The organism is Streptomyces sp. NPDC055189, assembly GCF_053606765.1.
In genome coordinates, this window is sequence record NZ_JBSGSG010000075.1 from 12,976 (window position 1) to 36,248 (window position 23,273).

Sequence of the window (23,273 nt, forward strand, 5' to 3'; positions counted from 1 at the left end):
GCTCTGTCCGTCTGTTCCTGCCCACTGCCCTGCCCAGCTCGCCGGCTCGACGAAGAGCCGGCTCGACGAGGAGTTGGTCCGATATGGCCGCCGAACTCACCGCGCACCAGCTGATCGCCACACACCGGCCCACACTCGACCAGGCGCTGGAGACGATCCGCACACGCGCGTACTGGTCGCCGCACCCCGAGCACCCCAAGGCCTATGGAGAGAACGGCAGTCTGAGCCTGCCCGAGGGCAAAGCCGCCTTCGACGCCCTCCAGGGAAGCCGCTTCGACCTCGACCAGCCGGGCACGGACGACTGGACAGGCGCGGAAGTCTCGCCGTACGGCCCTGAGCTGGGCATCACGTACCCCCACCCGGACATCGACACGCTGCTGCCCGCGATGCGCGCCGGAATGCGGGCCTGGCGCGACGCGGGCGCGGAAGTGCGCGCGATGGTCTGTCTGGAGATCCTGCAGCGCATCAGCGCGCGCACGCACGAGATGGCGCACGCGGTCATGCACACCAGCGGCCAGGCCTTCATGATGGCTTTCCAGGCGGGCGGACCGCACGCCCAGGACCGGGGCCTCGAAGCGGTGGCGTATGCGTACGTCGAGCAGGCGCGTACCCCTGACGCCGCCGAGTGGTCCAAGCCGCAGGGCAAGCGCGACCCGATCGGTCTGAACAAGCGCTTCACGCCCGTGGCGCGCGGCATCGCGCTCCTGATCGGCTGCAACACCTTCCCGACGTGGAACGGCTATCCGGGCCTCTTCGCCTCCCTGGCCACCGGCAACCCCGTCCTGGTCAAGCCCCACCCGCGCGCGGTGCTGCCGCTCGCGCTGACGGTGCGCATCGCGCGCGAGGTCCTCAGCGACGCGGGATTCGACCCGAACCTGGTGTGTCTGGCCGCCGAGCGGCCGGACGAGGGCATCGCCAAGACTCTCGCCGTCCGCCCCGAGGTCAAGATCATCGACTACACGGGCTCGACTGCCTTCGGCGACTGGCTGGAGGCCAACGCCCGCCAGGCGCAGGTCTACACGGAAAAGGCCGGCGTGAACACGGTCGTCGTCGACTCGACGGACAACTACAAGGGAATGCTGGCCAACCTGGCCTTCTCCCTGTCGCTGTACAGCGGCCAGATGTGCACGACCCCGCAGAACCTCCTGATCCCCCGTGACGGCATCACGACGGACGCCGGAGCCAAGTCGTACGACGAGGTGGTCACCGACCTCGCCGCATCGGTGAACGGCCTGCTCGGCGACGACGCCCGGGCGAACGGCATCCTGGGCGCCCTGGTGAACCCGGACGTGAAGTCCCGCCTGGAGGCCGCCACCGGACTCGGCGAAGTGGCTCTCCCCTCACGGGAGATCAGCAACCCGGAGTTCCCCGGCGCCGTGGTCCGCACCCCGGTGATCGTCAAGCTGGACGGCGCGAAGCCGGACGCCGAGGCGGTCTATCTGAACGAGTGCTTCGGTCCCGTCTCCTTCGCCGTCGCGGTCGACTCGTCGGCGGACGCCGTGGAGTTGCTGCGCCGCACGGTGCGCGACAAGGGCGCGATGACGGTCGGCGCGTACACGACGTCGGACGAGGTCTCGGGCGCCGTGGAGGAGACCTGCCTGGAGGAGTGCGCCCAGCTCTCCTTGAACCTCACGGGCGGCGTCTATGTGAACCAGACGGCCGCGTTCTCGGACTTCCACGGCTCGGGCGGCAACCCTGCTGCGAACGCCGCACTGTGCGACGGCGCGTTCGTGGCCAACCGCTTCCGCGTGGTGGAGGTGCGCAGGGACGCCTGACGTCAGGCGGCGGGTTCAGGCCTCCGCGCCCGGAGGCCTGCCCGCCGACCAGTGGAAGAGCGTCATCCCGACACTGGTCGCCAGGTTGTAGCTGGAGACCTGGGGCCTCATCGGCAGCGACACCAGGTGGTCGGCGCGCTCCCGCAGCTGCGCGGAAAGGCCGCTGCGCTCGGACCCGAAGGCCAGCACGGCATCGTCGGGCAGCTTGAGGCCGCGGATGTCCTCGCCCTCCGCGTCGAGCGCGAACACCGGCCCCGGCGGCAGCTCGGGGACGTCCATCCGCTCGACGGCCGTGGCGAAGTGCAGTCCGGCACCACCGCGTACGACCGTGGGGTGCCACGGATCGAGCGTGCCGGTCGTGACGACGCCCGTCGCGCCGAAGCCCGCGGCGAGCCGGATCACGGCCCCCGCGTTGCCCAGATTGCGGGGGTCGTCGAGGACGACGACCGGTGCGGTCCTGGGCATGCGGGCCAGCACATCGAGGTTGGCCGGCCGAGAAGGGCGTACCGCGAGGGCGGCCACCCCGGTGGGGTGCAGACGCGGCACGAGGGCACGCAGGGTGCCGTCGGGCACTTGCACGAGGAGCTCGTCCAGGGCGTCGCGCACGTCCGGTGCCAGGTCGTCGGCGAGGGCGAGGACGGCGGCCCTGTCGCTGGTCAGAGCCGAGGGGATCGGTGCTCCGAAGCGCAGTGCGTGCTTGACGGCGTGGAAGCCGTCGAGCAGCACGGAGGTGTCGGCGATCCCTCGCCAGGCACGCACGGCATCGTCCGGATCACGCTGGTGCGTCCCGTTCATCCCGCGTACGTCCCGTTCATGAGGGGAAGCCTACGCGCGCGTGCTCGGCGGCTTCCCCGGCCGGTTCCGCGTCCTGCGTGCGCTGCCCCGGCACCGTGCGGCGGCGCGGGAATCGCGCGAACAGCGCTCCACGCGCGCGGGCGACCCACCCGCCGACGCGCTTCAGGAACGACGTCGGCAGGAACACGGCGTCGGCCGCGATCATCGCGAGCGAGAAGAACGGCAGGCCGAGGATGACGGCGATGACCGCGTGCTCGCAGATCATGGCGGCAAGCAGGACGTTCTTGACCCGCCTGTTGAAGAGGGTGAAGGGGAAGGCGACCTGCACGGCGACCGTCCCGTACGTCACGAGCATCACCATGAGGCCGTGCGAGGCGAGCAGGTCGGAGAGCGCCGGCCAGGGGGAGAAGTAGTCCAGACGCAGCGGGTAGTAGATGGCCGTGCCGTCCTGCCAGCGGCTGCCCTGGATCTTGTACCAGCCGGCCGTCGCGTAGATCAGACACGCCTCGACCATGATCACCAGCAGTGCGGCGTTGTGCGCGATCTTCACGATCACGTCGAGCAGCCTGCGCGCTTCGCCGTCGGGCGCGCGCCGTCCGACGGCCCACCACAGGCCGTGCGCCAGCCACAGCCCCCAGAAGACCAGCAGCCAGCCTCCGCTGAGCTCTCCCATGAACGTCACCACGGAGAGTCCCAGCCCGAGGACCCACCACAGCACCGGCCCGACCTTGTCGACGGGCTCCGCCGTCTCCTCCAGCCGGACCGAAGCCCTACGCGCGCGTGCCGCTCGGCGGGCGTCGAGCGACCAGACCTGTCCGCATCGCGTGAACACCAGATAGGTGGCCATGAGGTGGATGACGTTGTCGCCGCCGTCGCCCATGAAGATGGAGCGGTTCTGCAGCGAGAGCACGCCGATCATGAAGAGCACGGACATCGTGCGCGTGCGCCAGCCGAGCATCAGCAGAGCGCTGCTCAGGACGGCGAGCGCGTAGACGACCTCGAACCAGATGCGTCCGTCGGACCACATCAGGGCCGTGAAGGCGTCGTTCTCCGCGATGAGCTGCTGGGCCATGTCCCAGTTCCACGGGCTGTCGGGCCCGTACAGCTCGCGGCGGTGGGGGAGTTCGCGCAGCAGGAAGAGCAGCCAGGTGGCGGCGAATCCGATACGGACCACCGCGGTCTGGTAGGGGCCGAGTGCGGATGCGGTGACTCGCTCGATGCCGCGCCCGAGCTGGGAGCCGAAGCGGTTCACCGGGCGTCCCCCTCGGGCTTCGGGGCCTTGCCCAGGGGCATGTCGTCGGGCGTCACGGACCACCACGGCAGCTGGCGGAGCACCGGTTTGCTGCTGACCTTCTCGTCGCTCCACTCGGGGGGCGGCACGTTCGTGGTCCTGGAGCGGACCTGGACGCGCTCGATGGTGGCTCCGGGGCCCCCGGCCTCCTCACGGTCGACGCGCATCACCACGATGCGGCGGATGTAGCGCTCCGAGAGCTGTCCGCGCAGGCCGCTGGGACGATTCTGCGCGTCGTGCGCGCCGACGTAGAAGTCCCAGGCCCTGCGCAGTTCGTTCTGCTGCGTGTGGCTGGGCAGCAGATTGCCGTCGATGGCGGCGCCGTCGCTCGCGGAGAGGTCGTACCAACCGGTGGTTCCGTTGGTCCCGCTGTCCGTACGGAACTGGGCGCGGGCCTGCACCGCGATGTTCTGCTGCATCGGGTTGGGCGCGAAGAGCTTCCAGTTCTGCTCGAACTCGGGATAGATCCAGTCGTCGACGGCCTGCCCGTGCTGCTTGGTGACGGTGTTCGAGGGGGCGACGTGGAGGAAGAGCATCCCGACGTGGACGCAGGCCGTGACGGCGATGAGCACCAGCGCGAGCACGCCCGCCACCTGATGGCGCGGGGAGAGGGCGGCGAGGCCGCTGCGGGGCGGGGCCGTGGGCGCGGCCGGAATGCCGGTGGTCGGCGGCGGGGCGTCGGCGACGGTGTCGGTGTCGGTCTCGGTGTCGGCAACGGCGTCGGAGGGCGGGGGCACGGCGTCGGAGGGCAGGGAAACAGCGCCGGAGGGTAGGGGCGGCGACTCGTTGGCGTTGTTGTCGTTCGCGTCCATTCCGCCCCGATTCCCGTTCCCGCACGGTGGTGCGCACGTCGGCCTGCCCGTCACAGGACGCTCTGCCGCCCGCTTCGCACCGGAACGGTACTCATGCCTGCGCGCCAGGCACAGCGTCCGTGAAGTTATCCACAGGGTTGACACCTTATGGCGCTGAGCCGCACCATTGAACTCGACGAACCGAACGATCGGTCGGTAGCTAGCTAAAGGTCGAGGGGGACCGCGATGGCGACAGCAGCCGAGCATCAGACGGCCCGGTCCGAAGCGGACCGGGCAGCGGCCGACGCCGCACGCACAGCGGCGCACACATCGGCCTTCGACGCCGCGGTCGCGGCCGACGAGCGCATCGAGCCGCGCGACTGGATGCCCGACGCCTATCGCGCCTCACTGGTCAGGCAGATAGCGCAGCACGCCCACTCCGAGATCATCGGCATGCAGCCCGAAGCCAACTGGATCACGCGCGCCCCGTCCCTGCGGCGCAAGGCGATCCTGATGGCCAAGGTGCAGGACGAGGCCGGCCACGGCCTGTATCTGTACAGCGCCGCCGAGACTCTCGGCGCCAGCCGTGACGAGCTGCTCGACAAGCTGCACTCGGGCCGCCAGAAGTACTCGTCGATCTTCAACTACCCGACGCTGACCTGGGCCGACGTCGGCGCGATCGGCTGGCTGGTGGACGGCGCGGCGATCACGAACCAGGTCCCCCTGTGCCGCTGTTCGTACGGCCCCTATGCCCGCGCGATGATCCGCGTCTGCAAGGAGGAGTCGTTCCACCAGCGCCAGGGGTACGAATCGCTGCTCGCCCTCAGCCGGGGCACCGAGGCCCAGCACGCGATGGCGCAGGACGCGGTGGACCGCTGGTGGTGGCCGTCCCTGATGATGTTCGGTCCACCCGACGACGAGTCGTCGCACTCCGAGCAGTCGATGACCTGGAAGATCAAGCGCCACTCGAACGACGAGCTGCGCCAGCGCTTCGTGGACATCTGCGTCCCCCAGGCCGAGTCTCTCGGCCTGACGCTCCCCGACCCGGACCTCGTGTGGAACGAGGAGCGGGGGCATCACGACTTCGGCCCGATCGACTGGACGGAGTTCTGGGCGGTCCTCAAGGGCAACGGCCCCTGCAACGAACAACGGATCACCCAGCGCAGGAACGCACACGAGGAAGGCGCCTGGGTGCGCGAGGCAGCAGCGGCGTTCGCCGCCAAGCACGGGGAGGCGAAGGCATGAGCAGCTCGACCGACTGGCCGCTGTGGGAGGTCTTCGTGCGCTCCCGTCGCGGTCTCTCCCACACCCACGCGGGCAGCCTGCACGCACCGGACGCGGAGATGGCCCTGCGCAACGCCCGCGATCTGTACACCCGCCGAAGCGAGGGCGTCTCGATCTGGGTCGTCCCGTCCGCTCAGATCACCGCCTCCTCGCCCGACGAGAAGGACTCCTTCTTCGAACCGGCGGGCGACAAGCCCTATCGCCACCCGACGTTCTACGACATCCCGGAGGGGGTGAAGCACCTGTGACCACGCCACTGACCCCGACGGCCACCGCCGCCGCCCTCGCCCTGGGCGATGACGCACTGGTGCTCTCGCACCGCCTCGGGGAGTGGGCGGGCCACGCGCCCGTCCTCGAAGAAGAGGTCGCCCTGGCGAACATCGCCCTCGACCTGCTCGGCCAGGCACGCGTCCTGCTCTCCCTGGCGGGGGACGAGGACGAGCTGGCCTATCTCCGCGAGGAGCGCGCCTTCCGCAACCTCCAGCTGGTCGAGCAGCCGAACGGCGACTTCGCCCACACCATCGCCCGCCAGCTCTACTTCTCCACCTACCAAACCCTGTTGTACGGCCAGCTGGCGAGCGGCGACAGCACGTTCGCCCCGCTGGCGGCGAAGGCGGTCAAGGAAGTCGCCTACCACCAGGACCACGCGGAGCAGTGGACGCTGCGGCTCGGCGACGGGACACCGGAGAGCCATGAGCGGATGGAGCGCGGACTCGACGCGCTCTGGCGGTTCACCGGAGAGATGTTCCAGCCCGTGGAGGGCCTCGACGGCGTGGATGGCTCCCCGGGCGTCGACTGGCCGGCGCTGCGTGAGAGCTGGACGGCCTCGGTGACCGCCGTCATCGAGAAGGCGACCCTGACCGTGCCCACCGGCCCGCAGGAAGGGGCCTGGGCGGCGGGCGCGGGGCGCCAGGGCCTGCACACCGAGTCCTTCGGGCGGATGATCGCCGAGATGCAGCATCTGCACCGCAGCCATCCGGGGGCGTCATGGTGACCACCGCGCTCGAGGATGAGCTCCTCGCCCTCGCGGGTTCCGTGCCCGACCCGGAGCTGCCGGTCATCACGCTGGCCGAGCTCGGGGTGCTGCGCGGGGTCCGTGTCCGCGGCATCGGCAAGGTCGACGTCGAGCTGACCCCCACGTACACCGGCTGCCCGGCCATAGAGGCCATGACGGCCGACATCGAGCAGGTCCTGCGCGAGCGCGGCATGGCGGAGGTCTCCGTGCACACCGTGCTCTCCCCCGCCTGGTCGACGGACGACATCAGCGCCGAGGGCCGTCGCAAGCTGGCGGAGTTCGGCATCGCGCCCCCGCGCCCGCACAGCGTCGACGGACCCGGCAGCGGCGCCGGGCCGATACCGCTCACCCTCTCGGTCCGCTGCCCGCACTGCGGCTCGACCGACACCGAGCTGCTCAGCCGCTTCTCGTCGACGGCCTGCAAGGCCCTGCGCCGATGCGTCTCCTGCCGTGAACCGTTCGACCACTTCAAGGAGTTGTGATGGCACGCTTCCACCAGCTCCGGGTAGCGGCCGTCGAGCAGCTCACCGACGACTCCGTGGCGCTGACCTTCGCTGTGCCGCCCGCACTGCGCGAGGAGTTCCGGTACGCACCGGGCCAGCACCTCGCCGTCCGCCGCTTCGTAGACGGCACCGAGATCCGGCGTACGTACTCGATCTGCGCCCCGGCGCCCCACCCCGAGCGCCCTTCAGAACCGGAGACCCTGCGGGTCGGGGTGCGCTTCGTGGAGGGCGGCGCCTTCTCGACCTACGCCCTGAAGGAAGTCGCCGTCGGCGATGAGCTCGATGTGATGACCCCGGCCGGCCGCTTCACGCTCGAACCGGCGCCCGGACGCTATGCGGCAGTGGTCGGCGGCAGTGGGATCACTCCGGTGCTCTCCATCGTCACGACGCTCCTGGAGCGCGACCCGAGCGCCACGTTCTGCCTCGTCCGCAGCGACCGCAGCGCCGCCTCGACGATGTTCCTGGAGGAGGTCGCCGACCTCAAGGACCGCTGGCCCGAGCGGTTCCAGCTGGTCACGGTGCTCTCCCGCGAGGAGCAGCAATCGGGGCTCGACTCCGGACGGCTCGACGAGGAGCGGCTCGGCAGCCTGCTGCCCGCGCTCCTGCCCGTCGACGAGGTGGCGGGCTGGTTCCTGTGCGGCCCCTTCGGCCTGGTCCAGGGAGCGGAGAAGACCCTGCGCCGCCTGGGCGTGCCGCGCGAGCGCATCCACGAGGAGATATTCCACGTGGACGACGGCCTCACCTCACCGGCGCCCGCCACCACCTCGGCCGCCCCCGCGAACAGCACCGTGACGGTGACGCTCGACGGCCGCTCCGGCACCTGGCCGGTCCAGGACGGGGAGTCCCTCCTCGACACGGTTCTGCGCAACCGCGCGGACGCTCCGTACGCCTGCAAGGGCGGCGTGTGCGGGACCTGCCGGGCCTTCCGGGTCTCGGGCGAGGTGCGGATGAACCGCAACTTCGCGCTGGAGCCGGAAGAGACAGAGGCGGGGTACGTGCTCGCGTGCCAGTCGCATCCGGCCACGGACACGGTGGAGCTGGACTTCGACCGCTGAGACGCCCGTACCCGTACTGCCCGCCCCGGCGCTGTTCCCTTCCCATAGAACCTGTTCTATCTTGACGACCCGTCAGAAACAGTGGGCGTAACAGCGGGCGCCTCAGAGACAGCAGGCGCCTCAGATACAGAGCCGTCGGGCCGGTGCACGGGAGGACAAGCAGTGGACTTCACCTTCACCGAGGAACAGCAGGCGGCCGTCGAGGCGGCGAAGGCGGTCTTCGCCTCCGTCGCCGCCGACGGAGTGCCGAGCCCCGCCCTCGTGCCGGGCGCCGTCGCCGAGGACTTCGACCGCGCGCTGTGGGCCAAGCTCGCCGGAGCCGACCTCCTGAGCCTGCTCCTCGACCCCGAGCACGGCGGTGCGGGCCTGGACGCCACCGCGCTCTGCCTGGTCCTGCGCGAATCGGCGAAGAAGCTCGCCCGGGTCCCGCTCCTGGAGAGCAGCGCAGCCGCGTACGCCGTGCGGACGTACGGCAGCGCGGAGCTGAAGCAGCGCATCCTGCCGAAGGCCGGCCGGGGAGAGCTCGTCCTGACCGTCGCGGCGAACGGCCGCAGCGGGCACGACCCCGCCGAACTCTCCGTCACCGCCCGGCAGGACGGCGACGGCTGGCTGCTCGACGGCACGCAGACAGCCGTGCCCTGGGCGCAGACCGCCGACCACATCGTCGTGCCCGCCCACACATCCGCCGGCAGGTCCGTCCTCGCCCTGGTCCCCCGCGTCCACGAGGGCCTCGGTCTCGCCGAGCAGGTGTCCACGAGCGGTGAGCGCCTCGGCGAGCTCAGCCTGAGTTCGGTACGAATCGCCGGCTCCGACGTCATCGAGGCCGACGGCGCCTGGGAGTGGCTGCGCGATCTGCTCACCACCGGGACCTGTGCCCTCGCGCTCGGCCTCGGCGAAGCGGTGCTGAGCATGACCAGCGAATACACCGGAAAGCGCGAGCAGTTCGGCTTCCCCGTGGCCACCTTCCAGGCCGTGGCGGTGCAGGCGGCCGACCGTTACATCGACCTGCGCGCGATGGAGGTCACCCTCTGGCAGGCCGCCTGGCGCATCGGCACCGGTGCGAGCGGCGCCCTGCCCGCCACGGGCGATGTGTCCGTCGCCAAGATCTGGGCGTCGGACGGGGTACGCAGGGTCGTACAGACGGCCCAGCACCTGCACGGCGGCTTCGGCTCCGACACCGACTACCCCCTGCACCGCTATCACGCGTGGGCCAAGCAGCTCGAGCTGTCCCTCGGCCCGGCAGCGGCGCACGAGGAGATCCTGGGCGACCTGCTCGCCGCCCACCCCCTCGGCTGAGGCAGCAGAGCTGAAGCAGCAGCCCTCAAAGGCTCGGGCCGAACTAGACCACGGTGCCCGGCTGGCCCTTGTCGTCGACGACGGGCCGGCCCGCGGCCTCCCAGCTCTGCATGCCGCCGTCGACGTTCACGGCGTCGATCCCCTGCTGGACGAGGTACATGGCGACCTGCGCCGACCGTCCGCCGACCCGGCAGATGACGTTGACCTTGCCGTCCTGCGGCGCGGCCTCCGTCAACTCGCCGAAGCGCGAGACGAACTCGCTCATCGGGATGTGCAACGCACCCGCGGCGTGGCCCGCCTGCCATTCCTCGTCCTCACGGACGTCAAGGAGAAAGTCGCCGCTCGCGAGGTCGTCGACACCGACCGTGGGCACGTGAGATCCGAAAGCCATGTCCCTGACGCTACCCGACGGCCCGAGGGGTCAACTAAGAGGTCAGCCGCAGAAGCCCGGCCAAGCGCTCAGCCGCGCAAGCCCGGCTAAGAGCTCAGCCGCGCGAGCTCGGCCTCGCGCTCGGTGACCTGCGCAAGGAGCTGCTCGGCGATCTCGTCCAGGAGCTGGTCCGGATCGTCCGGCGCCATCCGCAGCATCGCGCCGATCGCCCCTTCCTCCAGCTCCCGGGCGACCAGGGTGAGCAGTTCCTTGCGCTGGGAGAGCCACTCGAGGCGTGCGTAGAGCTCTTCGCTCTTGTTCGGCCACCGCTGCTCGGGCACCGGCCCCGCGGCCCACTCATCGGACAGCTCCCGCAGCAAGGCCTCGTCACCACGGGCATAGGCGGCGTTCACCCGCGTGATGAACTCATCCCGGCGGCCGCGCTCCTGGTCGTCCTGGGCCAGGTCGGGGTGGGATTTGCGGACGAGCTCGCGGTAGAGCTTGCGGGCCTCGTCGCTGGGCCGCACCCGCTGCGGCGGCCGCACCGACTGATCGGTCAGCATCGCGGCGGCTTCCGGATAGAGGCCGTCACCGTCCATCCAGCCGTGGAACAGCTCTTCGACGCCCGGCATCGGCATGACCCGCGCCCGCGCCTCGTCCGCCTTGCGCCGGTCCTCCGGGTCACCGCTGCGGGCCGCGAGGGCCTCGGCGATCTCCGCGTCCAGCTCGTCGAGGCGTGCGTACATCGGGCCGAGCTTCTGGTGATGGAGCCGGGAGAAGTTCTCCACCTCGACCCGGAACGTCTCGACGGCGATCTCGTACTCGATCAGCGCCTGCTCGGCCGCCCGGACCGCCTTCTCAAGCCGCTCCTCGGGCCGCGCGGCGCCATCCTGCCCCGCCGCCCCGTCAGGAGCTTCACGACCAGCGGTCCCGGGATCAGGATCGGGATCAGGCGTCTGGGGCAGCGTCGGCTCGGCTTCCGGGGTCGTCACCCGTCCAGCGTAGGCCACCACGCCACAGCCCCGCCCGCACGGCATCCCCACCCGTCACAGCCCCGCCCGCGCGGCGCCCCCACACCCCGGCACAACCGGACACAGCCCTCACAGCACGGCACCCCCACCGCGCACCCCGGCGCGTCCCTCTCCTCACACCCCCGCCTCCGCAGCCACCCGCCCCTCCTTGACCGCACGCACCAGCTCGCCGTGATCCGCCTCCGTACGGTTCGCGTACGCCACCGCGAACGCCGACACCGCCGTGTCCAGCTCTTCGTTCTTTCCGACATACCCCGCGATCAGCCGCGGGTCGGCACTGTGCGCGTGCGCGCGGGCAAGCAGGGCTCCGGTCATCCGGCCGTAGTCGTCGATCTGGTCGGCGGCCAGTGCCGCCGGGTCCACGCTGCCCTTGCGGTTCCTGAACTGCCGTACCTGGAAGGCCCGCCCGGCCACCGTCGTCCACCCCAGCAGGAAGTCGCTGACCACCTGCATCCGCTTCTGCCCGAGCACCACCCGATGCCCCTCGTGCGCGACCTCAGGCACCTCGAAGCCCGCCGTGGGCAGATGCGGAAGCAGTACGGAGGGCCGCGCCTCCTTGACCTGGAGCACCAGCGGCTCGCCCCGGTGGTCGAGGAGCAGCACGACGTAGGACCGCAGGCCCACGCTCCCCGTACCCACGACGCGGAACGCCACGTCCTGTATCGCGTACCGCGCGACCAGCGGCAGCCGGTCCTCGGACAGCGTGCTCACGTACTCCTCGAGCGCGCGGGCGACCTCGGCAGCCTCCGCGTCCGGTATCCGACGCAGCACCGGAGGCGCGTCGACGAAGCGCCGCCGCGCCGCGCAGCCGCCCTCGCCCTCGACCCGCTCGGTCGACTTGGCGGCGAACCGGGCGCTCGTGTTGTGCCGGGCCTTCTCGGAGACGCTCTCCAGGGTCCCGAGCAGATCCCGCGCGTCCGTGTGCGAGACCAACTCCTCGTCCGCGATGGCGTTCCACGCGTCGAGCGCGGGCAGCTTCGCGAGCAGCCGCATCGTGCGGCGGTACGCCCCCACCGCGTCGAACGCCGCTTCCTTGCAGGCGTCCTCGCTCGCCCCGGCCTCGCGCCCCGCGAGCACGAGGGAGGCCGCGAGCCGCTTCACGTCCCACTCCCAGGGCCCGTGCCCCGTCTCGTCGAAGTCGTTCAGGTCCATGACGAGCCCGCCCCGCGCGTCCGCGTACAGGCCGAAGTTCGCCGCGTGCGCGTCACCGCATATCTGGGCGCCTATCCCCGTGACAGGGGTGCGCGCGAGGTCGTACGCCATCAGACCGGCGGCGCCGCGCATGAAGGCGAAGGGGGAAGCGGCCATCCTGCCCACGCGGATCGGCGTCAGCTCGGGGAGCCTGCTGCGGTTGGTCTCCTCCACGGCCTCGACCGGGCCGGGGCGGTCGTCGTCCTCAACGAACCACTCGTGCGAGGCACGGCTGACGCGCGCCCGCAGCGCCTTCCCCTCCCGCTTCGGCGAACCCCCCGAAGCCCCTGAAACCCCCGACGCCTCCGGAGCCCCCGACCCCGCAGCCCCCGCAGCCCCCGCCGGCCCCCGCGCCCCCCACTCCGCGAACCCCTCCACGTACGGCAGCCGCGCACCGCTGATCCCCGCCATGACCACCCCCACCGTCCGGACCGCACAGGCAGGCCCTTCTGGGCCTCACCTGGCATGAAGGTACCGCCGGGCGCCGAAAGGCGTCAGCGCCTGTGGACAACCCACAGCCTGTGGACAACCCGGCGCCCCGAACAGCCGCCAGTGACATACATCACCGCACCAAGCACCCCGCCACCAGGACCCGAGCAAGAGCCGCCCCGGCACAACGAGAAGCGGGCCCCCACCAGGACTTTCATCCTGGTGGAGACCCGCTCCACATGGTGCGCGAGGGGGGAGTTGAACCCCCACGCCCTTTCGGGCACTGGAACCTGAATCCAGCGCGTCTGCCTATTCCGCCACCCGCGCATGGGTGTTGCCCTGGGTCCCTCACCGCCGTGCAAACACTGTGTGCGAACACTGTTTGGTGCGGGCGCCTTCCGACATCCAGAAGATTAGCACGCTGGAGAGGGTGGATTCACATCCGTATTCGGGGGCACCTGCCCAGGTGATCCGTAGAGATGAGGGCAGGACCGACCGACTTCCGCCGTACACGGCGAAGCTCCGCACTCGGGTGCGGGACACTGGTTTGAGGCCCCCTCTACGATCCCTGGTAGAGGAGCCTGAGAGGAACCCGGAAGGATCCCGGAACCCTGGTGCGGGCATGCCTTGTGAGAGGCGACACTCATCGACTGGGCGGACAGGGGGAACCAGCCGATTTCCCGGCGCGTGGATACGATCAGTAAGCAGTACCAGGATGACTACGACGGAGGAGGTGCCCCATGGGAGTCATGAAGAAGTTCGAGCAGCGACTCGAAGGTCTCGTCAACGGCACCTTCGCCAAGGTGTTCAAGTCCGAGGTCCAGCCCGTCGAGATCGCCGGCGCCCTGCAGCGCGAGTGCGACAACAACGCGACGATCTGGAACCGCGAGCGGACCGTCGTTCCCAATGACTTCATCGTGGAGCTCAGCGCGCCCGACTTCGAGCGCCTGAGCCCCTACTCCGGGCAGCTCGGCGACGAGCTCTCCGGGATGGTCCGCGAGTACGCCAAGCAGCAGCGGTACAGCTTCATGGGCCCCATCAAGGTCCACCTGGAGAAGGCCGAGGATCTCGACACGGGTCTGTACCGAGTGCGCAGCCGCACGCTCGCGTCCAGCACCTCGCAGAGCCCGGAGCGCGCTCCCGGCGGCCCCTCGGGCCCCGGCGGTGCCGGCCAGCGGCCCGCCGGCCCCCCCGCGGGCGGCGCAGGCGGCGGCTACGGCTACCCACAGCCCTCCAGCGCGCCTCCCCCCATGCCCGCCTCGCCGCCGCCCGGCGGCCGTCCCGGCGGGGCCTCACCGGCACCGAGCCGCCCCCAGGGGCAAGGCGCGGGGCCCGGCGCAGGGCCTCTTCCGGGTGCGCAGGTGCGGCGCTGGATCGAGATCAACGGCAATCGCCATCAGATCTCCCGCCCGACGCTGGTGCTGGGACGCAGCACCGACGCCGATGTGCGGATCGACGACCCCGGCGTATCGCGCCGGCACTGTGAGATCCGGACCGGAACGCCCTCGACGATCCAGGATCTCGGGTCTACCAACGGCATCGTGGTAGACGGGCAGCACACCACCCGCGCTACGCTCCGCGACGGCTCGCGGATCGTCGTGGGCCAAACCACCATCGTTTACCGGCAAGCCGAAGGGTGAAGCGGGGGCAATGTCAGAGCTGACCCTGACGGTCATGCGGCTGGGTTTCCTAGCCGTTCTGTGGCTGTTCGTGATCGTGGCCGTCCAGGTCATCCGCAGCGACCTGTTCGGTACGCGCGTCACACAGCGCGGCTCGCGCCGTGAGAACGCGCGACCGCAGCAGGCCGCACGCCAGCAACAGCAGGCGGCAACACCGCCTCCCCAGCGCCAGCAGCAGGGCGGCGGGCGGCAGCGCCGTGGCGCCCCCAGCAAGCTGGTCGTATCCGAAGGGATCCTGGCGGGCACGACGGTCGCCCTGCAGGGCCAGACGATCTCGCTGGGCAGGGCACACGATTCGACGATCGTGCTCGACGACGACTACGCGTCAAGCAGGCATGCCAGGATCTACCCGGACCGTGACGGCCAGTGGATCGTCGAGGATCTCGGGTCCACCAACGGCACGTATCTGGACCGGACCCGACTCACCACCCCGACGCCCGTTCCGCTGGGCGCGCCGATCCGCATCGGCAAGACCGTCATCGAGCTGCGGAAGTAGTACGACAATGAGCGAGCGGAGCGAGCGAGCCGACGCGGTCCACACACTGGACGCCAGCGCGCTCCCGACCGGAGGGTGGGCACCGTGCGGATGTACCCGGAGCCGACGGGCGAGGTGCGCATGAGTCTGTCTTTGCGCTTCGCCGCCGGATCGCACAAAGGCATGATCCGGGAGGGGAACGAGGACTCCGGCTATGCCGGTCCGCGTCTCCTCGCGATCGCCGACGGCATGGGGGGCCAGGCCGCGGGTGAGGTGGCGAGCTCCGAGGTGATCTCGACGCTCGTCACCCTCGACGACGACGTACCGGGATCGGACATCCTCACGTCGCTCGGCACCGCCGTGCAGCGGGCCAACGACCAACTGCGCCTGATGGTCGAGGAGGACCCCCAGCTCGAGGGCATGGGGACCACCCTGACCGCCCTGCTGTGGACGGGTCAGCGCCTCGGCCTCGTGCACGTCGGCGACTCACGTGCCTACCTCCTGCGGGACGGCGTCCTGACGCAGATCACCCAGGACCACACCTGGGTGCAGCGTCTCGTCGACGAGGGCCGGATCACCGAGGAAGAAGCCACCACCCACCCGCAGCGCTCCTTGCTGATGCGCGCGCTCGGCAGTGGTGAGCACGTCGAACCGGACCTCTCCATCCGTGAAGTCCGCTCCGGCGACCGCTACTTGATCTGCTCGGACGGTCTCTCCGGCGTCGTCTCGCACCAGACGATGGAAGACACCCTCGCGAGCTACCAGGGCCCCCAGGAGACCGTGCAGGAGCTCATCCAGCTCGCGCTGCGCGGCGGCGGCCCCGACAACATCACGGTGATCGTCGCCGATGTCCTGGACATCGACAGTGGCGACACCCTCGCGGGACAGCTCTCCGACACCCCCGTGGTCGTCGGCGCGGTCGCCGAGAACCAGCTCCAGGCGCAGGACGACGGCGCCATGCAGACCCCTGCGGGCCGCGCGTCCGGCCTCGGCCGTCCGGTGCCGCCGCAGCCCTCCGGAGGCGGCTTCGGGCCGCCCGGCAGCGGTGACACGACGGGGTACGTTCCCGAGTCGAACTTCGGCGCGTACAGCGACGAGGACTTCGTGAAGCGCGGCGGCGGCCGCAAGTGGCTCAAGAGATCGCTCTACACCGTGCTCGCCCTGGCGGTCATCGGCGGCGGCCTGTACGGCGGCTACCGCTGGACCCAGACCCAGTACTTCGTAGGCACGAACGAGAACAACGTCGCTCTGTACCGCGGCATCGACCAGGACCTCGCGTGGGTCAGCCTGTCGAAGGTCGAAGAGGACTACCCCAAGATCGAACTCAAGTACCTGCCGCCGTACCAGCGCAAGCAGGTCGAGGCGACCATCGCCGAGGGCAACCGCGACGACGCCAAGAGCAAGATCGAGGAGCTGGGTCTGCAGGCTTCGGCCTGCGAGAAGGAAGCCGAGCGCCGCAAGGCCGAGCGGGAGAACGCCAAGCCCGGCGAGGGCGAGGCGGGCGGCACGACCGGCCTGGCCGCCAAGGCTCCCACCGACGATCCGACCGACCCGGCGGACAAGAACGACAAGAACGACACGACCGACAAGAACAAGTCCAAGACCGCACCGACTCCCACACCCGGCCCCAGCTTCTCCGAGGACGAGGAGAAGCTGGTCCCACTGTGCGGTAAGCAGTAAGCAGCCGTTGGGGGCCTTTGCACGCCATGAGCAGTAGCACTACACATACGTCGACCATCGGCGCGATCGGGGCGCCGAGCAGGCGCAACACCGAGCTCGCGCTCCTCGCGTTCGCCGTCGTCATCCCGCTGTTCGCCTACATCAACGTAGGCCTGGCGATCGACGGCGAACTGCCCACAGGCATGCTCGGGTACGGGGCGGGGCTCGGTCTCCTCGCCGGCATCTCGCACTTCGTGGTGCGCAAGTTCGCGCCGTACGCCGATCCGCTGCTGCTGCCCCTGGCGACGCTGCTCAACGGCCTCGGTCTGGTCGTCATCTGGCGACTCGACCAGTCGAAGCGGCTGCAACAGCTGCCCAACTTCAGTGCCGCGGCGCCGAACCAGCTGATGTACTCCGCGATCGGCATCGCCCTGTTCGTCGGCGTCCTCATCTTCCTCAAGGACCACCGCGTCCTGCAGCGCTATACGTACATTTCGATGGTCGGCGCCATCATCCTGCTGCTGCTGCCCCTGGTCCCCGGCCTCGGCATGAACGTGTTCGGCGCCAAGATCTGGATCCGCGTCGGCGGTTTCTCCATCCAGCCCGGTGAGTTCGCGAAGATCGTCATCGCGATCTTCTTCGCGGGCTATCTCATGGTGAAGCGCGACGCCCTGGCCCTGGCCAGCCGCCGCTTCATGGGCCTGTACCTGCCGCGTGGCCGTGACCTGGGCCCCATCGTGGTCGTCTGGATCATCTCGATCCTGATCCTGGTCTTCGAGACGGACCTCGGTACGTCCCTGCTGTTCTTCGGCATGTTCGTCGTCATGCTCTACGTCGCCACGGAGCGCACCAGCTGGATCGTGTTCGGTCTGCTGATGTCCGCGGTCGGCGCGGTCGGCGTCGCCTCCTTCGAGCCGCACGTCAAGCAGCGCGTCGACGCGTGGCTCGACCCCATGCGCGAGTACACGCTGAGCCAGGACGGTGTGGTCGGCCACTCCGAGCAGGCCATGCAGGCCCTGTGGGCCTTCGGCTCCGGCGGCACGCTCGGGACCGGCCTCGGCCAGGGCAACTCCGACCTCATCAAGTTCGCCGCCAACTCGGACTTCATCCTCGCCACCTTCGGCGAGGAGCTCGGCCTCGCCGGAATCATGGCGATCCTGATGATCTACGGCCTGATCGTGGAACGCGGTGTGCGCACCGCCCTCGCCGCCCGCGACCCGTTCGGCAAGCTGCTCGCGATCGGTCTGTCCGGCGCCTTCGCCATCCAGGTCTTCGTGGTCGCCGGCGGCGTCATGAGCCTGATCCCGCTGACCGGTATGACCATGCCCTTCCTCGCGTACGGCGGATCATCGGTGATCGCCAACTGGGCGCTGATCGGAATCCTCATCCGCATCAGCGATACCGCGCGCCGACCGGCGCCCGCCCCCGCCCCGAACCCCGACGCCGAGATGACCCAGGTGGTCCGACCGTGAACAAGCCCCTGCGCCGGATCGCGGTCTTCTGCGGGTTCCTCATCCTTGCCCTGATCGTCCGGGACAACTGGCTCCAGTACGTCCAGGCGGACACTCTCGCCAAGGACGAGAAGAACCGCCGCGTCACCATCGAGCGCTACGCCACCCCGCGCGGCAACATCATCGTGAACGGCAAGCCGGTCACCGGCTCCAAGGAGTCGGGCGACGGCAACGACCTCAAGTACCAGCGGACGTACTCGAACGGCTCCATGTGGTCCCCGGTCACCGGCTTCGCGTCGCAGAGCGTAGGCGCGACCCAGCTGGAGTCCATCGAGGACGGCATCCTGACCGGTAACGACGACCGTCTCTTCTTCCGCCGCAGCCTGGACATGCTGACCGGCGAGAAGAAGGAGGGCGGCAACGTCGTCACGACCCTCAACACCTCCGCGCAGAAGGCCGCGTACAACGGCCTCAAGGGCCTCGGCAAGGGTGCGGTCGCCGCGATCGACCCGTCCACGGGCGCGATCCTGGCGCTGGCCTCCGCGCCGTCGTACGACCCCTCCACCTTCGCCGGTGCGGACGGCAAGGCCTTCCAGAAGCTGGACAAGGACAAAGACAAGCCGATGCTCAACCGCGCGCTGCGCGAGACGTACCCGCCGGGCTCCACCTTCAAGGCGGTGACCGCCGCGGCGGCCCTGGAGCACGGTCTGTACGACGACATCGACGCGCCCACCAAGTCCCCGCTGCCCTGGACGATGCCCGACACCACACAGCCGCTGCCGAACGAGGGCAACATCCCCTGCAAGAACGCCTCGCTGCGTGAGGCACTGCGGGTGTCCTGCAACACCGTCTTCGGCAAGATCGGCTCGGACCTCGGCAAGGACAAGATGACCGAGACGGCCGAGAAGTTCGGCTTCAACGCGGAGCAGTTCGTGCCGGTCCGCTCGAACGCATCCGTCTTCCCCGAGAAGATGGACAGGCCGCAGACTGCGCTCTCCTCCATCGGCCAGTTCGAGACGGCCGCGACGCCGCTGCAGATGGCCATGGTCGCCTCGGCCATCGCCAATGACGGCAAGCTGATGGAGCCGTACATGGTCGACGAGCTGCAGGCGCCGAACCTGGACGTGATCGAGAAGCACTCGCCCAAGGAGATGAGCCGGCCGCTCTCCGAGGAGAACGCGCAGAAGCTCCAGGACATGATGGAGACGGTCGTCAACGACGGCACCGGCACGAACGCCAAGATCCCCGACGTGACCGTCGGCGGCAAGACCGGTACGGCCCAGCACGGCGTCGACAACAGCGAGAACCCCTACGCCTGGTTCATCAGCTACGCCAAGACCGACTCCGGTTCGCCGGTGGCCGTCGCCGTCGTCGTCGAGGACAGCAAGGCGGGCCGCGACGACATCTCCGGTGGCGGTCTGGCCGCCCCCATCGCCAAGAGCGTGATGCAGGCGGTTCTCGACAGCAAGAAGTGACCCGCGTCACGGCTTCTTCACATCAGTGCACGTTGCGATACCGGTCCTGTATCGGGTGACGGTGGCGGCCGGGTCTCGTAAGGCGAGCCGGGTACGGTATGCCCGGACAGCACACCGCCGGACCACACAAGGGTGCGGTCAGGACTGACGGAGAGGGCTGGAATAGCTATGGAAGAGCCGCGTCGCCTCGGCGGGCGGTACGAGCTGGGCCAGGTGCTCGGCCGAGGCGGGATGGCGGAGGTTTACCTCGCGCACGACACCCGCCTCGGACGCACCGTGGCGGTGAAGACGCTGCGGGTCGACCTCGCGCGTGATCCGTCGTTCCAGGCCCGGTTCCGCCGTGAGGCCCAGTCGGCCGCCTCGCTCAACCATCCTGCGATCGTCGCGGTCTATGACACCGGCGAGGACTACGTGGACGGGGTCTCCATCCCGTACATCGTGATGGAGTACGTCGACGGGTCCACCCTGCGTGAGCTGCTGCACTCCGGGCGCAAGCTGCTGCCCGAGCGCGCCATGGAGATGACCATCGGCATCCTCCAGGCTCTGGAGTACTCGCACCGCAACGGCATCGTCCACCGCGACATCAAGCCCGCGAACGTCATGCTGACGCGCAACGGCCAGGTCAAGGTCATGGACTTCGGCATCGCCCGCGCCATGGGCGACTCCGGGATGACGATGACGCAGACGGCGGCGGTCATCGGCACCGCGCAGTACCTCTCGCCGGAGCAGGCCAAGGGCGAGCAGGTGGACGCGCGAAGCGACCTCTACTCGACGGGCTGCCTGCTCTACGAACTCCTCACGGTGCGCCCGCCGTTCGTGGGCGACTCCCCGGTCGCGGTGGCCTACCAGCATGTACGGGAAGAGCCGCAGGCCCCCAGCGTCTTCGACGGCGAGATCACGCCGGAGATGGACGCCATCGTCCTGAAGGCCCTCACCAAGGACCCGGACTACCGCTACCAGTCGGCCGACGAGATGCGCGCCGACATCGAGGCCTGCCTCGACGGCCAGCCCGTCCAGGCGACCGCCGCCATGGGCGCGGTCGGCTACGGCGGCCACCCGGACGACCAGCAGACGGCGATGCTGCGCCCGCAGAACGGCGGCGGCCAGACGTCGATGATGCCGCCGGTCGGCCCGGACGACGGCTACGACGACCACTCGCGCCGCCGCCCGAAGAAGAGCAACACCTCCACGATCCTCCTGGTGGTCGCGGGTCTCCTTGTCCTGGTGGGCGCGATCCTGATCGGGAAGTGGGCCTTCACCGGGGGCGGCGGCAGCGATTCGATCAAGGCCCCCAACTTCGTCGGCGAGAAGCTCGCCGACGCCAAGAAGTCGGCCAAGAACGTGGATCTCGTGCTCGACGACTCCGAGCACAAGCCGTGCGAGAAGTACCCGAAGGGCGAGATCTGCGCCCAGGACCCGGGCGCGAACGCCACGGTCACCAAGGGCGACACGATCAGCGTGACGGTGTCCACGGGGGCGCGGAAGGTCGCGGTGCCGAAGGTCGTCGGCCTGGACGTCGAAGCCGCCACGGACAAGCTCCAGAGCGACAAGTACCAGTTCGACGTGAACATCAAGCCTGTGGAGTCCTCCGGTACGCCGGACGAGGTCCTCGACTCGGACCCGGTCTTCGGTACCGAGGTGGAGAAGGGCAGCAAGATCACCCTTGAGGTAGCCAAGGAGGCCGCCAAGTCCGTGGTCCCCGACGTCTCCGGCAAGACCTGCGACGAGGCCAAGGCCCAACTGGAGAGCAACGACCTCGTCGGTACGTGCGAGGAAGAAGAGAACGCCGACGTCGACCCCGGCAAGGTCTTCTCGCAGAGCCTCGCCCCGCAGACCGAGGCCGACCCGAACTCCACGGTCACGCTGAAGGTCGCCAAGGCCCCCGAGAAGGCCACCGTGCCCACCCTCGCCGGCCAGAAGCTCAAGGACGCCCGCAAGGCCATCGAGGACGCGGGTCTGACGGTCGGCACCATCACCGGCCCGCAGGACGACAACGCCCTCGTGGTCCTCTCCCAGCCCTCCGCCAACGAAGAGGCCGAACCCGGCAGCGCGGTCAACCTGACCACGGCAGGCGGGAACAACGGCGACAACGGCGGGGGCAACGGAGGCGGTCTCATCGAAGGCGGCATGGGCTTCTCCCGTAACGAGGAGGACTGACCCCAACGACGCACGAGATACAGGCCCTGGCCCGCTCACTTAAAGCAGGTCAGGGCTGCACTGTATTCCGTCAAAGAATAGAGGAATCCAGCCTCCACTAGGAGAGCAATCTCCCCTCGTGCTACGCTTCTCTGGCATTATTGAGGTAGGTGACACGACCAAATCAATAACTGTCACCTCAACCTAGGGGGATAATGAACAAGAAGATCACCACGGCGCTACTCGCGACTGTATTTTCCGGGACCCTCGTCGTCGGCGTCGCAAACTCTGCCTATGCAGCCCCGTCCTGCTCATCTAAGATGTGCACCTGGTCAGGGAAGAACTATGCAGGCCAGAAGACGACTTCGGGACTCCATAAAGGAACATGCTACCTCGACGTCCGGGTGCGGTCAGTGGAGCATAAGAACGACCACAAGGTCCGATACTATCCGGATAAGAATTGCGCGTCGGACACCCATTACGACTCGTATTGGGATTTTACCAATCTGGATGCTCAATCGGGCTTCGCTGTTCACAGCTACAAGAGGCTTTAGCTCCCCACCCCATGGATTCTGCGACTCGGGGATTCGGTGAATAATTTTCTGTCCCCCCAGTCGGGCGTTGTCCACCTTCGTTCCATGCCTCGGCACGCCCACAGGGTAGTTCACGCCGAGGTGACGGCAGTCGGAGATCTGGGACGCCGTAACAGGACACGGGCGACACTGAGGTAGCGTCACGAAGGCGGTGGAAGGCCCGTAGTCGCAAGAGGATGTTGCGACTACGGGCCTTCCACATCGTGTTGCCTTCAGCCAAGCTCGGCCGGCGGCGTGCGCTTGTTGTCGACCTTTTCGACGCGCTCCAGCTCGCCCCAGACCACGTAGCGGTAGTTGGACGTGTAGACCGGCGTGCACGTCGTCAGGGTGATGTAGCGGCCCGGCTTCTTCGCGCCCGATTCCTTCGGGACCGGGTTCAGGACGTTCACGTTGTACTTCGACGTCTCCGGGAGCGTCGAGTACACCTTGTAGACGTACCACTTGTCCCGGGACTCGAAGACGATCGCGTCGCCCTTCTTGATCTTGTCGATCTTGTGGAACTTCGCGCCGTGCCCGTCGCGGTGCGCGGCCAGCGTGAAGTTGCCTTCCTTGTCCTGCGGGAGAGCCGACTTGATCGGGTCCTCGTAGTAACCGGCGACACCGTGGTTGAGCACCTTGCTGCTCGTGCCCTTGGTGACCAGGATTTCGCCGCCCATCGCGGGGACGTGGAGGAAGCCGATGCCGTCCTTGGTGTTCAGTGCCCCCGGGCCGCCCGCCCAGCGGTCGCGCACCTTGTCGCCCTGCTTGTGCGCCTCGCGGTCCGCGACGACGTTGGTCCACCACAGGGAGTAGACGACGAAGAGGCCGAGCACCAGGCCCGCGGTGATGAGGAGTTCGCCGAAGACGCTGACCGCCGCGGCGATGGGGCCGCGTCCCCGTGGCCGTGGTGTGCGGGAGGGCGCGGGCTTTTCGGCCTGCTCCTCGGACCGCTCCTCGGTCTGCTCCTCGTCGTTGTCGGTCGTGGCTGCCACTGGTTCCG

General features: G+C 69.1%; 21 protein-coding genes and 1 tRNA gene. 14 read left to right on the forward strand and 8 right to left on the reverse strand.

Translation table 11 applies throughout. The features are described from left to right. The first annotated feature begins 83 nt into the window (after positions 1 to 83). On the forward strand, positions 84 to 1,775 hold the full coding sequence (gene paaN, locus ACWFR3_RS35870) for a phenylacetic acid degradation protein PaaN (protein WP_453738880.1): 1,692 nt from the start codon (positions 84 to 86) through the stop codon (positions 1,773 to 1,775). Positions 1,776 to 1,790: 15 nt separating this feature from the next. Here the strand turns inward: paaN and ACWFR3_RS35875 are convergent, their stop codons facing one another. The 3 genes from ACWFR3_RS35875 to ACWFR3_RS35885 are packed head-to-tail and all read right to left on the reverse strand — an operon-like array spanning position 1,791 to position 4,673. Beyond that, positions 1,791 to 2,570: a TrmH family RNA methyltransferase gene (locus ACWFR3_RS35875; protein WP_453738881.1), complete on the reverse strand. Its 780-nt coding sequence runs from the start codon at positions 2,568 to 2,570 to the stop codon at positions 1,791 to 1,793. A 16-nt stretch (positions 2,571 to 2,586) separates the two neighbouring features. Further along, the gene (locus ACWFR3_RS35880; RefSeq protein WP_453738882.1) at positions 2,587 to 3,822 is read right to left on the reverse strand and encodes an HTTM domain-containing protein; all 1,236 of its coding nucleotides are present in this window, start codon (positions 3,820 to 3,822) and stop codon (positions 2,587 to 2,589) included. Beyond that, entirely contained in the window at positions 3,819 to 4,673 is an 855-nt protein-coding gene (locus ACWFR3_RS35885; RefSeq protein ID WP_453738883.1) for a DUF5819 family protein, read from the reverse strand. The genes ACWFR3_RS35880 and ACWFR3_RS35885 overlap by 4 nt, the downstream gene beginning before the upstream one ends. 225 nt (positions 4,674 to 4,898) lie before the next feature. On the opposite strand from ACWFR3_RS35885, the gene paaA reads away from it, so the two are divergent. The 6 genes from paaA to ACWFR3_RS35915 all read left to right on the forward strand — a co-directional run bounded on the left by paaA (position 4,899) and on the right by ACWFR3_RS35915 (position 9,805). Continuing rightward, positions 4,899 to 5,897, forward strand: coding sequence for a 1,2-phenylacetyl-CoA epoxidase subunit PaaA (gene paaA / locus ACWFR3_RS35890; RefSeq protein ID WP_453738884.1), 999 nt, complete (start codon positions 4,899 to 4,901; stop codon positions 5,895 to 5,897). Then, positions 5,894 to 6,184 (forward strand): 1,2-phenylacetyl-CoA epoxidase subunit PaaB, encoded by a 291-nt coding sequence (paaB, locus tag ACWFR3_RS35895; RefSeq protein WP_453738885.1) that lies wholly within the window; start codon positions 5,894 to 5,896, stop codon positions 6,182 to 6,184. The genes paaA and paaB overlap by 4 nt, the downstream gene beginning before the upstream one ends. Continuing rightward, on the forward strand, positions 6,181 to 6,930 hold the full coding sequence (gene paaC, locus ACWFR3_RS35900; protein ID WP_453738886.1) for a 1,2-phenylacetyl-CoA epoxidase subunit PaaC: 750 nt from the start codon (positions 6,181 to 6,183) through the stop codon (positions 6,928 to 6,930). The genes paaB and paaC overlap by 4 nt, the downstream gene beginning before the upstream one ends. Beyond that, positions 6,924 to 7,433 carry a 1,2-phenylacetyl-CoA epoxidase subunit PaaD gene (gene paaD / locus ACWFR3_RS35905; protein ID WP_453738887.1) on the forward strand — a complete coding sequence of 170 codons (510 nt, stop codon included), beginning with the start codon at positions 6,924 to 6,926 and terminating at the stop codon, positions 7,431 to 7,433. The genes paaC and paaD overlap by 7 nt, the downstream gene beginning before the upstream one ends. After that, a complete protein-coding gene (locus tag ACWFR3_RS35910) occupies positions 7,433 to 8,509 on the forward strand; it encodes a 2Fe-2S iron-sulfur cluster-binding protein (protein ID WP_453738888.1) in 1,077 nt (358 codons plus the stop codon). The genes paaD and ACWFR3_RS35910 overlap by 1 nt, the downstream gene beginning before the upstream one ends. A 162-nt stretch (positions 8,510 to 8,671) precedes the next feature. Then, complete coding sequence (locus ACWFR3_RS35915) at positions 8,672 to 9,805, forward strand: acyl-CoA dehydrogenase family protein (protein ID WP_453738889.1); 1,134 nt, start codon at positions 8,672 to 8,674, stop codon at positions 9,803 to 9,805. 43 nt (positions 9,806 to 9,848) lie between these two features. Here the strand turns inward: ACWFR3_RS35915 and ACWFR3_RS35920 are convergent, their stop codons facing one another. The 4 genes from ACWFR3_RS35920 to ACWFR3_RS35935 form a co-directional block, all read right to left on the reverse strand. Further along, entirely contained in the window at positions 9,849 to 10,196 is a 348-nt protein-coding gene (locus ACWFR3_RS35920; RefSeq protein ID WP_453738890.1) for a rhodanese-like domain-containing protein, read from the reverse strand. Positions 10,197 to 10,282: 86 nt separating this feature from the next. Then, positions 10,283 to 11,167 (reverse strand): hypothetical protein, encoded by an 885-nt coding sequence (locus tag ACWFR3_RS35925; RefSeq protein ID WP_453738891.1) that lies wholly within the window; start codon positions 11,165 to 11,167, stop codon positions 10,283 to 10,285. Between the two features lie 153 nt (positions 11,168 to 11,320). Next, positions 11,321 to 12,808, reverse strand: coding sequence for a DUF2252 domain-containing protein (locus ACWFR3_RS35930; protein WP_453738892.1), 1,488 nt, complete (start codon positions 12,806 to 12,808; stop codon positions 11,321 to 11,323). A 258-nt stretch (positions 12,809 to 13,066) separates the two neighbouring features. Beyond that, a tRNA-Leu gene (locus ACWFR3_RS35935) sits at positions 13,067 to 13,153 on the reverse strand. A gap of 413 nt (positions 13,154 to 13,566) precedes the next feature. On the opposite strand from ACWFR3_RS35935, the gene ACWFR3_RS35940 reads away from it, so the two are divergent. From ACWFR3_RS35940 to ACWFR3_RS35970, 7 genes are all read left to right on the forward strand, one after another. After that, positions 13,567 to 14,466, forward strand: coding sequence for an FhaA domain-containing protein (locus ACWFR3_RS35940; protein WP_453738893.1), 900 nt, complete (start codon positions 13,567 to 13,569; stop codon positions 14,464 to 14,466). A 10-nt stretch (positions 14,467 to 14,476) separates the two neighbouring features. Then, positions 14,477 to 15,001, forward strand: coding sequence for an FHA domain-containing protein FhaB/FipA (locus ACWFR3_RS35945; protein WP_453738894.1), 525 nt, complete (start codon positions 14,477 to 14,479; stop codon positions 14,999 to 15,001). A 120-nt stretch (positions 15,002 to 15,121) separates the two neighbouring features. Beyond that, on the forward strand, positions 15,122 to 16,660 hold the full coding sequence (locus ACWFR3_RS35950) for a Stp1/IreP family PP2C-type Ser/Thr phosphatase (RefSeq protein ID WP_453738895.1): 1,539 nt from the start codon (positions 15,122 to 15,124) through the stop codon (positions 16,658 to 16,660). 26 nt (positions 16,661 to 16,686) lie between these two features. Next, complete coding sequence (locus ACWFR3_RS35955) at positions 16,687 to 18,111, forward strand: FtsW/RodA/SpoVE family cell cycle protein (RefSeq protein WP_453738896.1); 1,425 nt, start codon at positions 16,687 to 16,689, stop codon at positions 18,109 to 18,111. Further along, positions 18,108 to 19,565, forward strand: coding sequence for a peptidoglycan D,D-transpeptidase FtsI family protein (locus ACWFR3_RS35960; protein WP_453738897.1), 1,458 nt, complete (start codon positions 18,108 to 18,110; stop codon positions 19,563 to 19,565). The genes ACWFR3_RS35955 and ACWFR3_RS35960 overlap by 4 nt, the downstream gene beginning before the upstream one ends. Before the next feature lie 168 nt (positions 19,566 to 19,733). Then, positions 19,734 to 21,722 (forward strand): Stk1 family PASTA domain-containing Ser/Thr kinase, encoded by a 1,989-nt coding sequence (pknB, locus tag ACWFR3_RS35965; protein ID WP_453738898.1) that lies wholly within the window; start codon positions 19,734 to 19,736, stop codon positions 21,720 to 21,722. 194 nt (positions 21,723 to 21,916) lie between these two features. Continuing rightward, on the forward strand, positions 21,917 to 22,255 hold the full coding sequence (locus ACWFR3_RS35970; protein WP_453738899.1) for a peptidase inhibitor family I36 protein: 339 nt from the start codon (positions 21,917 to 21,919) through the stop codon (positions 22,253 to 22,255). Positions 22,256 to 22,506: 251 nt separating this feature from the next. Here ACWFR3_RS35970 and ACWFR3_RS35975 read toward each other — a convergent pair whose 3' ends face one another. Next, positions 22,507 to 23,265 carry a class E sortase gene (locus tag ACWFR3_RS35975; protein ID WP_453738900.1) on the reverse strand — a complete coding sequence of 253 codons (759 nt, stop codon included), beginning with the start codon at positions 23,263 to 23,265 and terminating at the stop codon, positions 22,507 to 22,509. Between the last annotated feature and the right edge of the window lie 8 nt (positions 23,266 to 23,273).

Excerpts from the sequence above, each read along its gene's own strand:
- paaN (WP_453738880.1), top strand. The coding sequence starts at position 84 with ATGGCCGCCGAACTCACCGCGCACCAGCTGATCGCCACACACCGGCCC.
- ACWFR3_RS35875 (WP_453738881.1), bottom strand. The coding sequence starts at position 2,570 with ATGAACGGGACGCACCAGCGTGATCCGGACGATGCCGTGCGTGCCTGG.
- ACWFR3_RS35885 (WP_453738883.1), bottom strand. The coding sequence starts at position 4,673 with ATGGACGCGAACGACAACAACGCCAACGAGTCGCCGCCCCTACCCTCC.
- paaA (WP_453738884.1), top strand. The coding sequence starts at position 4,899 with ATGGCGACAGCAGCCGAGCATCAGACGGCCCGGTCCGAAGCGGACCGG.
- paaB (WP_453738885.1), top strand. The coding sequence starts at position 5,894 with ATGAGCAGCTCGACCGACTGGCCGCTGTGGGAGGTCTTCGTGCGCTCC.
- paaD (WP_453738887.1), top strand. The coding sequence starts at position 6,924 with ATGGTGACCACCGCGCTCGAGGATGAGCTCCTCGCCCTCGCGGGTTCC.
- ACWFR3_RS35910 (WP_453738888.1), top strand. The coding sequence starts at position 7,433 with ATGGCACGCTTCCACCAGCTCCGGGTAGCGGCCGTCGAGCAGCTCACC.
- ACWFR3_RS35920 (WP_453738890.1), bottom strand. The coding sequence starts at position 10,196 with ATGGCTTTCGGATCTCACGTGCCCACGGTCGGTGTCGACGACCTCGCG.
- ACWFR3_RS35930 (WP_453738892.1), bottom strand. The coding sequence starts at position 12,808 with ATGGCGGGGATCAGCGGTGCGCGGCTGCCGTACGTGGAGGGGTTCGCG.
- ACWFR3_RS35940 (WP_453738893.1), top strand. The coding sequence starts at position 13,567 with ATGGGAGTCATGAAGAAGTTCGAGCAGCGACTCGAAGGTCTCGTCAAC.
- ACWFR3_RS35945 (WP_453738894.1), top strand. The coding sequence starts at position 14,477 with ATGTCAGAGCTGACCCTGACGGTCATGCGGCTGGGTTTCCTAGCCGTT.
- ACWFR3_RS35950 (WP_453738895.1), top strand. The coding sequence starts at position 15,122 with ATGAGTCTGTCTTTGCGCTTCGCCGCCGGATCGCACAAAGGCATGATC.
- ACWFR3_RS35955 (WP_453738896.1), top strand. The coding sequence starts at position 16,687 with ATGAGCAGTAGCACTACACATACGTCGACCATCGGCGCGATCGGGGCG.
- pknB (WP_453738898.1), top strand. The coding sequence starts at position 19,734 with ATGGAAGAGCCGCGTCGCCTCGGCGGGCGGTACGAGCTGGGCCAGGTG.
- ACWFR3_RS35970 (WP_453738899.1), top strand. The coding sequence starts at position 21,917 with ATGAACAAGAAGATCACCACGGCGCTACTCGCGACTGTATTTTCCGGG.